Below are 9,257 nucleotides of genomic sequence, written 5' to 3'. Positions count from 1 at the left end.
GGAGCAATTTGGCAATTTGCTCCACATCTCCGCCCATGGCGAGGGGGACGGCCGAAGGCGCGGGGGTGAGATGTGTTGCTGCCCCGCCCGACGCTGAAGCATCGGGCTGAACGGGCGAAGCCCCGAAGGGGCTTTGTTCTTTCAGCGCGGGGGTTCAGCCCCGCGCGCCAGCCGGACGCGGCTTTCGCGCCCTTTCGCGTCCTTCGCGCTCCAAACACCCCAAGCGCGGGGGTTCAGCCCCGCGACGATGCGGCGATTCATCCCCACCCGCGTGGAGCAAATTGCCAATTTGCTCCACACTCGCAGCGCGGAGGTTTGGCCCTGCGCGGCCACCGCCTACGCGCCCAGCACCTGCTCGGCAGAGAACACCGGCCCGTCGCGGCACACAAGAAGGCCGCCATAGTCGCACGAGCCGCACACGCCCAACCCGCACTTCATCAGCCGCTCCATGCTGAATTGCCCGGGCGTGCCCCATTCGCGGCACAGGCGCGCCAGGCGCTCCAGCATGGCCTCTGGCCCGCAGGCGTATAGCGCGGCGTCGGGGTGCTTGTCCAGCAGGCGCGCGGCCACGTCGGTGGCCAGCCCCCGATGCCCCAGCGACCCGTCCTCGGTGGCCGGGTGCACGGCGCACCCCGCCGCCTGGAACCGCTCCACCAGCACCAGGTCGCGTGCGCATTTGGCTCCCAGCGCGACGCTGACCTCCACGCCTTGGGCGCGCAGGCGGCGGGCCAGAAACGCCAGCGGCGCGGCCCCGTAGCCTCCGCCCACCAGCACCGCCGGGCGCGGCAGCGGGGCGAACCCTCGCCCGTAAGGCCCGCGCACCCATAGGCGGTCGCCCTCGCGGAGCCAATGCGCGGCTTCGGTGAACGGCCCCACGCGCGCGATGGTCAGCGTAATTGGCGCGTCGTCCACCAGGCTGAAGGGCTTCTCGTTGACCCTGGGAATCCAGACCATGACGAACTGGCCGGGTTCTGCGTGGAGCGCCCCGTCCAGGATGAAAGTGCGCACCGTCGGCGATTCGTCGCGCAGGTGCCGAATGCGGAAGGCCGTGGGCAAGTCAATCGTCATGGGCCAGCCCTCGCATCTGGGATACGGCCGTATAGCCGTGAGTCGCCATGAATGCCAGCAGTTCCTCGGCAATGGCGGCGAACACCTCGGGCCCGCGATCGTACACCGCCGTCCCGATTCCCACCGCCGTCGCGCCCGCCATGATCATCTCGGCGGCGTCGCGCCCGCAGGCCACGCCGCCAATGCCGATGACCGGCACGCGCACCGCCCGCGACACGTCGTACACGCAGCGCACGGCGATGGGGCGAATGGCTGGCCCCGACACCCCACCGGTGCGATTGGCGAGGATGGGCTTGCCGCTGTCCGTGTCTATGACCATCCCCGGCCCCAGGGTGTTGATGGCCGAAATGGCGTCGGCGCCCTCGGATTCCACCGCGCGGGCGATGGCGGCGATGTCGGGCACGTTAGGCGACAGTTTCACGATGACGGGGAGCGACACCGCACGCCGCACGACGGCCGTAACGGCGGCGGCATCTCGCGCGTCGGCGGCAAACGGGCGTCCGAACTCCGCCTCCACGTTCGGGCACGAGATGTTGACCTCAATGAAGTCCGGCGCCGCCTCGGCCACCTTGCGCGCCACCTCGCCGAACCCCTGCACCGTCTCGGCGAAGATGCTGGCGATGAGCGGCACGCCCAGCGGGGCTAGCCTGGCCTTGGCGTCGCGCAGGATACGCGCCTCCTCGTCTGCTCCCGGGTTGCTCAGCCCTACGGCGTTGATCAGCCCGTGGCCCCAGGCCAGCACCGTAGGGTTGGGGTGGCCAGCGCGGGGCGTCGGGCCGCACGACTTGGACGTAACTGCGCCCGCGCCGCACCGCGCCACCCGCTCCAGCAACTCGGCGCTCGTGCCCAAAATCCCCGACGCCAGCACCAGCGGGTTGCGCAGGAAAATCCCGCACAGTGACACGGACAAGTCGGGCGTGGTCATTGCCGGTCTGCCTCCAGATAGGCCAGCACCTGCGCGTGCTGCGCGGCGGTGATGCGCCCATGCTTCGCCAGCGCGCCCAGCAGGCCCGACAGCGTGAACGCGCTGTGCAAGGTGTAGCCCGCCCGCGCCAGGTCGGCGGCGGCCCCCTGCTCGCGGTCTATGAGGACCACCATGTCGGCGATGTGCAGACCCTCCGCCTCCAGCGCCTGGGCCACCTCTATCTTGCTCGCGCCCGTCGTCGCCAGATCGTCTAGCACAACGACGGTCTCGCCCGGCTCGTAAAGCCCCTCAATGGAGCGGCGCGTGCCGTATTCTTTCACCTCGCGCCGGGGGTAGATCATCGGCTTGCCCGTCAGCAGCGACACCGCCGTGCCGATGGGCATGGCGGCGTAGGGGATGGCGGCCAGTCGGTCGTAGGTCAGGCCCTCCAGCAACTGCGCGTACACGCTGGCCACCTGGCTCAACACCTCGGGGTACGACGCCAGCACGCGCAGGTCAATGTAGATGGGCGACAGTTTGCCCGACTTGAGCCGAAACTCGCCGAAGCGCACCGCCCCGCAGTCAAACAGCGCCAAGGCCAGGTGTGCCTCCAGGCTCCACCCTGCGCCGGGCCTGCGCCCCTCGGCGATGGCGGCGTGGAGCGCCCGCGCGGCCTGGGCGGGGTCGTCGGCGTACAGGATGCTGCGGGCCGCAGCGATGAGCAACCCCGAACCCCGCGCGTCCAGGCCGTTGGCCAGCGTCATCGCCAAGTCCCCGCCCTGAGCGCCCACGCCCGGCACCAGGAACCACCGGTCGGGGGCCGCCGCACGAATCCGCGCCAGGCGTTCGGCCTGCGTTGCCCCGACCACCAGCCCGACGGATGGCGGCATCTCGGCGGCAACCCGCCGCGCCACTTGCAGGCACAGCGGCTCGCCCAGCGTCGCATGGGTCTGGAACTCCTCGGCCCCCGGGTTGGACGTGAGGCACAGGACGAACAACCCCCGGTCGCCGTACTTCAGGAACGGCGCGAGGGATTCCAGGCCCAGGTAGGGGTTCACCGTCAGCGCGTCGGCCTCCCACACCTCAAAGGCAGCGCGGGCGTAGGCCGCGGCGGTGTTGCCGATGTCGCCGCGCTTGGCGTCCAGGATGACGGGAATCTCCGGCGGCACGGCGGCGATAGTCGCCGCCAGCGCCCGCAGGCCCGCCTGCCCCATCGCCTCGTAGAAGGCGACATTCGGCTTGAACGCCGCCGCGAAGGGAGCCGTCTGCTCTATGATATGCCGGTTGAACGCCGCGATGGGGTCGTCGGCGGACCGGAACCGCGCGGGTATCCGCGACGGGTCGGGGTCCAGCCCCACGCACAGCAGCGACCCCGTGCGGCCCACCGCATTCTCCAACTTCTCCAAGAATGGGCGCGAATTGCGGGCCATGGCGTCTTTCCTCCCGAATCAAGGTGTCTCGTCGGCCTTCGCCGCTTCCCAAAGGGCGTCCTGCTCCTCCGGCGTCAGGTCGGCGAGGGCGCGGCCGGTCTCGGCGCAGCGGCGCTCCATCGCGGCGAAGCGCCTGGCGAAGCGGGCATTGGCGCGCCGCAGGGCGCTTTCGGCGTCCACGCCCAGCCAGCGGGCCAGGTTCACCACCGCGAACAGCAGGTCGCCCATCTCGCCTTCCCGCTCGTTGGCGGTTTGGGCCACTGCCAGTTCCTGGAGTTCCTCGGCGACCTTGCGGCGGACGCCCTCAATGTCCGGCCAGTCAAACCCCACGCGGGCGACGCGGTTCTGGTAGTCCTGGGCCTGCGACAGCGCGGGGAGCGTCTTGGGGATGCCTTCCAGCATGGAGCGGTGGTCGGTGTGGTTGCGCTCTTCGCGCTTGATCTCCTCCCAGTTCACCGTAACCTCGGCGGCCCCGGATACCTTGACATCGCCGAACACGTGCGGGTGGCGACGCTTCAGTTTGGCGTCAATGTGGGCGATCACATCGGCCATGCGGAACTCGCCCTCGTCGGTGGCGATCTGCGCGTGGAGCACGATTTGCAGCAACAGATCGCCCAGTTCCTCCATCAGGGCGTGCGGGTCGTCGCGGTCTATGGCCTCCAGCGCCTCGTAGGTCTCCTCCAGCAGGTTGGTGCGCAGGGTCTGGTGGGTCTGCTCGCGATCCCAGGGGCAGCCGTCGGGGGCGCGCAGGTGGGCGATGGTCTCCTGGAACGACTCCATCCCGCCGGGCGCGGGCAAGGGCGGCACGTACAGCGACGTGAGATGATCCACCCACGCCTGACGGTCTATTTCGTACAGCGGCAGGGTCTCCACGCGCTGGCGGGGCGTCCCCGCCGCGCCCACCAGGACCACCGGGTGCTCGTCGGGATACTGGTTCATCAGGGTGAGTTTGACCTCGGCGGCCAGGTCGCGGCTGTAGAGTTGGGCCACGAGCGCGGGCCGGTCGGGGTCAAGCCGTGGGTGGTGGAGCAGGGCGAGTTCGGTGGCGTCGGCGATTTGCACCCCATCCAGCGCGTCAATCCCCAGGGCCGACAGGGTCGGCTCAATGAAACTGAGGCCGTGCACGATGCGCACAGGGATGCCGGCCTCGCGCGCCATCTGGAGCGCCAGCAGCACGCTCCGCTCGCCCACCAGCGGGTGGCCGGGGACGGCGTACACGATGCCCGTCTCGCCCTGCGCCAGGCGGATGACCTCGCGGGCGATGGCCTCGTAAACCTGGGCGAAGTCGTCGTGCTCCTCGTAGAAATGGTCAAAGGAGTGGATGGCCGCCGAGGTGGGCAGCGCCTCCACCGTGGGGTGCTTGCGGGTGCGCACGTAAACGACGGGCGCGCTGGCCAGGACGTCCTGCGCCTCCAGCGTGAGCAGCCTGGGGTCTCCCGGCCCCAGTCCAAGGATGGTAAGACTCATGCTTCCTCACTTGACAAAGGGATTCGGTTGGTGTATGATTATAACACAAAAGCGGGTGTAGCGCAGGGGTAGCGCATCTGCTTCCCAAGCAGAGTGTCGTGGGTTCGAATCCCATCACCCGCTCCTGGCAGAAAAGGCCGCTCCGATTGGGGCGGCTTTTTCGTTTGGCCCGCGCGTTGACGGCTGGCCCCGGCGTCGTATAATATCGGGCAACAACCAATGTGTGGAGGCCGTGTGTCCGAACGTATCCTCGCCATCATCCCCGCACGGGGCGGCTCCAAAGGCGTGCGCCGCAAGAATCTGCGCCTGCTCCACGGGCGCCCGCTCCTGTACTACATCCTGCAAACAGCCCTGCGGTCCGGGCGGATTGACGACATCGTCCTGACATCCGAGGACGACGACATCCTGTCCTACGGCGCGCAGTTCGGCATCCTGCTGCGCCAACGCCCGCCCGCGCTGGCCGAGGACCACGTGCCCCTGGCCCCCGTGGTGCGCGACGCGCTGGACTGGGCCACGCAGCAACGCGGCCCCTTCTCGGTGGTGGTGCGGCTTCAGCCCACCTGCCCGCTGCTCCGGCCCGAAACGCTGGACCGCGCCATTGAGTCGTTCCTGGCCCAGGATGTGGACACGCTCCTGGCCGCCACCGACGCCACCCACCTGATGTGGCGCGAGCGGGACGGGCATCCCGTGCCCGACTACCCGGCCCGCGTGAACCGCCAGCAACTGCCGCGCCGCTACCGCGAGTCCGGCGCTTTCCTCATCACCCGCCCGCGGTGGGTGCTCGCCAGCGACGGGATCGGCCCGCGCGTGTCCATCATGGAGTTGCCCGAAGACGAGGGACTGGACATTGACACCAAGACCGACTGGCTTGTCGCCGAGGCGCTCCTGCGCCGACTGCGCATCGCCATCGTAACCTCGGCCAATGCGGCGGTGGGCATGGGCCACCTGTACCGCACGCTGACCATCGCCGACGCGCTCCTGGGGCACGACATCGCGTTCGTTGCGGTGGACACCGACCCGCAGGCCCTGGCGCTGGTGCGGGAGCGCGGCTACGCGGTGGTGGAAGCCCAGGAACGCGACATTCTGGACCACCTGGCCGCGCTACAGCCAAGTCTCATCATCAACGACATCCTGGATACCACAGCCGACTACGTGCGTCGGCAGCGAGACCTGGGCGCGTTCGTAGTCAACTTTGAGGACCTCGGCAGCGGAGCCGACGAGGCGCACCTGGTGTTCAACGCCCTGTACGAGAACAGCCGCCCAAGGGAGACGCACCGCTTCGGGCACGCCTACTTCTGCCTGCCGGAGCACTTCGCCTACGTGCCGCCCGCCGAGTTCCGCGACCCGCCGCAGACCCTGCTCATCACCTTTGGCGGCGTGGATCAGAACAACCTCACGTGCCAGACGCTGGATGTACTGCCCGCCGTGCTGGAGCGCGTGCCCCTCGCCTCGGTGCTCGTCGTGGTGGGGCCTGGCTACGCGCACGACGCCGACTTGGCGCACGCGCTGTCGCGGCTGCCCCAACCCGTGGCCGACAAGGTGCAGGTCCAGCGGGGCGTGCGGAACATGGCCAAAGTCATGCGGCAGGCCGACGCGGCGGTTACCTCCAACGGGCGCACGGTGTACGAGTTGGCCGCCATGGGCGTGCCCACCGTCAGCATCTCGCAGAACAACCGCGAGACGCTGCACCTGTTCGCGCGGTACAACCGAGGCGTGCGCTACCTGGGCATGGCCTCGCCGCAGACGCCCCAGCAGGTGCAGGCGGCCCTCGTGGAGATCTTGACCCAGCCCGAAGCGCGACGCGCCATGCGCGAGGCCCTGCTCGCCGCCGACCTGCGCGGCGGGCTGAACCGCGTCATCGGCGAAATCCACGATGCGTATTGGAGATGGAAGAATGCCCAGTGAGATGACCATCGGCAGGCGAACCCTGACGCGCGACCGATTCCAGCGGCCCTACATCATCGCCGAGGCAGGCGTGAACCACGAGGGCAGCCTGGAAGTCGCCGTGGAGATGGTGCGCCGAGCGGCGCAGGCGGGCGCCGACGCCATCAAGTTCCAGACGTACAAGGCCGAGACCCTGGCCTCGCGCCACTCCCCTTCGTACTGGGACACGAGCAAGGAGCCTACCCGCAGCCAGTACGAACTGTTCAAGAAATACGACCGATTCGGCGACAGGGAATACGAGCAACTGGCCGAAGTGGCGAAGGAATGCGGCATAGACTTCCTGTCCACGCCGTTTGACCTGCGGGCGGTGGACATGCTGGAGCCGCTGGTTCCCGCGTACAAGGTGGCCTCCGCCGACATCACGAACGTGCCCCTCCTGCGCCGCGTGGCCCAGAAGGGCAAGCCGATTCTCCTGTCCACCGGCGCGTCCACCGTGTCGGAAATCCACCGCGCGTTGGAAGTGATCCGCGCCGAGGGCAACGAGCAGGTGGCTCTCCTGCACTGCGTGCTGAACTACCCCACGGCCTACGCGGACGCCAACCTGGGGATGATCGCCCACATGCGCCGCATCTTCCCCGATCACCTCATCGGTTATTCGGATCACACGCCCGCCGACCGGATGGGCCAGGTCCTGATGCTGGCGTGGCTGCTGGGCGCGCAGATTCTGGAGAAGCACTACACGCACGACAAAACGCTGCTCGGAAACGACCACTACCACGCCATGGACGCCGACGACCTGGCGCGATTCGTGGCGGACGTGCGCTTCGCCGAGACGCTCTTCGGCAGCGGCGAGAAGCGCGCCCTGCCCTCCGAAGCGCCGGCCCGCGCCCACGCCCGGCGAAGCCTGGTGGCCGCCTGCCCCATCCAGAAGGGACAGACCCTCACCGCCGACGACCTGGTGTGCAAGCGGCCCGGCACCGGCATCCCCCCGACCCTGTACGACTTCGTCGTGGGCGCCACGGCCCTGGCGGACATAGAGCCGGACGAGATTCTGACGTTTGACAAAGTCCTGCTACGCACGTCCCACCCGCCCGATAGCAGCGTGTAGAGGGGATGGCCTTGTTCCGCCAACTCAAGAGCCTCATCGCGCAATCGGCCACCTACGGCCTGGGCGACCTGCTGACGAAGGCCGTCGCGTTTCTGCTCATCCCGGTGTACACCCGCTACCTTTCGCCCGCCGACTACGGCATCGTGGGCGTGGCCAGCAGCCTGACCACGGTGTTGGGCATTCTGTACCCGCTGGGGCTGAACGCGGCGGCCATGCGCTTCTACTACGACGCCCCCGACGACAAGGCCCGGCGCGAACTGTTGGGCACGCTGGCGGTGGCGGTGCTTCTCTTCGGGTTGGCGCTGACGCTGATCCTGGCGGCCACGCCGTTCGGCCCCGCGCTCTTCGGCCTGGCGGTGCGCGACATCCCGTTTTCTCCGTACGTCACGACGCTGCTTTGGACGGCATGCTTCGCCAACGCTTCGGTGATCCCGCTGGTGATCTTCCGCGTGCAGGAACGGCCGCGCCGCTACGTGGCCTACACGTTCGGCGCGTTCCTGCTGACCACCGCGGGCATCCTGTACTTCGTCGTGGGGCGGCACGCGGGGGCGCTCGGGAACCTGCGCGGCGTGATGACCGCCTCGGCCATCATGGCGGCTGTGTATGTGCTCACGACGTTTCGCCATGCCGATTTCGTCTTCAGGTGGCGCTGGTTCGCCGACGGCCTGGTGTACGGACTCCCCGTTGTCCCGCACCTGCTGGCCCATTGGGCGCTGACGCTGTCGGACCGCAGCATCCTGAACCACCTGGTTCCGCTGGAACAGGTGGGCGTGTACACGCTTGCGTATCAGGTCAGCATCGCCTTGAGTCTCATCACGCAGGCGCTCAACACGGCCTGGATGCCGTTCTTCTACCGCCTGGCTTCGGAGTCGGACGCGGAGCGGAAACTGGCGCGTTTCTTCACCTACTACCTGGGCATCGCGGTTTTTGCGGCGCTGGGCCTGGCGATGCTGGGCGGCGACATCATCCTCGTCGTGGCCGATCCGGCGTATCACGAGGCCGCGCGACGGGTGCCCGCGATCACCCTGGCCCATCTCGCGCAGGGGTTCTACTACCCGGCCGTCTTCGCCCTGTTCTACCGGCGCAAGACGCTGTACCTGCCCATCCTCACCGGCTCGGCGGCTGCGCTCAACATCGCGCTGAACGTGGCGCTCATCCCGCGTTGGGGGATAGATGCCGCCGCGTGGAGCAAGGTCGCCGCCTACGCCCTGCTGGCCGTGATCACGTTCGTGGCGGGCCAGCGCGTGTATCCCATCCCGTGGGAGGGGCGGCGGGTGGCCCTGATGGTGGCGATGGGCGCGGCGACCTGGGCGGCGGCGGCCGTGGTTCTGGGGGCGGCCGCGCTGGGGGTGCGGGCGGCCGCCCGGCAGGCCCCGCGCCCCGGCTAACCCGCCCA

7 protein-coding genes and 1 tRNA gene are annotated in these 9,257 nt (G+C 68.8%); 4 read left to right on the top strand and 4 right to left on the bottom strand.

The features are described from left to right. Window positions 1-336: 336 nt before the first annotated feature. Genes H5T65_12855 through mazG form a run of 4 tightly spaced genes read right to left on the bottom strand, consistent with a single transcriptional unit; the run spans window position 337 to window position 4,869 of the window. The gene (locus tag H5T65_12855) at window positions 337-1,068 is read right to left on the bottom strand and encodes a dihydroorotate dehydrogenase electron transfer subunit (GenBank protein ID MBC7260124.1); all 732 of its coding nucleotides are present in this window, start codon (window positions 1,066-1,068) and stop codon (window positions 337-339) included. Beyond that, window positions 1,058-1,993 carry a dihydroorotate dehydrogenase gene (locus H5T65_12850; protein MBC7260123.1) on the bottom strand — a complete coding sequence of 312 codons (936 nt, stop codon included), beginning with the start codon at window positions 1,991-1,993 and terminating at the stop codon, window positions 1,058-1,060. Before H5T65_12850 ends, H5T65_12855 begins: the two co-directional genes overlap by 11 nt. Beyond that, complete coding sequence (gene pyrF / locus H5T65_12845; GenBank protein ID MBC7260122.1) at window positions 1,990-3,402, bottom strand: orotidine-5'-phosphate decarboxylase; 1,413 nt, start codon at window positions 3,400-3,402, stop codon at window positions 1,990-1,992. Before pyrF ends, H5T65_12850 begins: the two co-directional genes overlap by 4 nt. Before the next feature lie 18 nt (window positions 3,403-3,420). Continuing rightward, on the bottom strand, window positions 3,421-4,869 hold the full coding sequence (gene mazG, locus H5T65_12840; GenBank protein ID MBC7260121.1) for a nucleoside triphosphate pyrophosphohydrolase: 1,449 nt from the start codon (window positions 4,867-4,869) through the stop codon (window positions 3,421-3,423). Between the two features lie 51 nt (window positions 4,870-4,920). Between mazG and H5T65_12835 the strand changes: the two genes are divergently transcribed. The 4 genes from H5T65_12835 (at window position 4,921) to H5T65_12820 (ending at window position 9,249) form a co-directional block, all read left to right on the top strand. Next, window positions 4,921-4,992: transfer RNA gene (locus tag H5T65_12835), tRNA-Gly, on the top strand. Window positions 4,993-5,103: 111 nt separating this feature from the next. After that, the gene (locus tag H5T65_12830; protein MBC7260120.1) at window positions 5,104-6,774 is read left to right on the top strand and encodes a hypothetical protein; all 1,671 of its coding nucleotides are present in this window, start codon (window positions 5,104-5,106) and stop codon (window positions 6,772-6,774) included. Between the two features lies 1 nt (window position 6,775). Beyond that, entirely contained in the window at window positions 6,776-7,861 is a 1,086-nt protein-coding gene (locus tag H5T65_12825) for an N-acetylneuraminate synthase family protein (GenBank protein MBC7260119.1), read from the top strand. Between the two features lie 11 nt (window positions 7,862-7,872). Then, the gene (locus tag H5T65_12820) at window positions 7,873-9,249 is read left to right on the top strand and encodes an oligosaccharide flippase family protein (GenBank protein ID MBC7260118.1); all 1,377 of its coding nucleotides are present in this window, start codon (window positions 7,873-7,875) and stop codon (window positions 9,247-9,249) included. Window positions 9,250-9,257: the final 8 nt, after the last annotated feature.

Source organism: Chloroflexota bacterium (assembly GCA_014360805.1).
Lineage (GTDB): Bacteria > Chloroflexota > Anaerolineae > DTLA01 > DTLA01 > DTLA01.
The sequence above is the reverse complement of the archived record's forward strand: the minus strand, read 5'-3'. Positions and strand labels throughout refer to the sequence as shown.

Bases quoted from the DNA above. Each gene is read 5' to 3' on its own strand.
- H5T65_12855 (MBC7260124.1), bottom strand. From the start codon at position 1,068: ATGACGATTGACTTGCCCACGGCCTTCCGCATTCGGCACCTGCGCGAC.
- mazG (MBC7260121.1), bottom strand. From the start codon at position 4,869: ATGAGTCTTACCATCCTTGGACTGGGGCCGGGAGACCCCAGGCTGCTC.
- H5T65_12825 (MBC7260119.1), top strand. From the start codon at position 6,776: ATGACCATCGGCAGGCGAACCCTGACGCGCGACCGATTCCAGCGGCCC.
- H5T65_12850 (MBC7260123.1), bottom strand. From the start codon at position 1,993: ATGACCACGCCCGACTTGTCCGTGTCACTGTGCGGGATTTTCCTGCGC.
- pyrF (MBC7260122.1), bottom strand. From the start codon at position 3,402: ATGGCCCGCAATTCGCGCCCATTCTTGGAGAAGTTGGAGAATGCGGTG.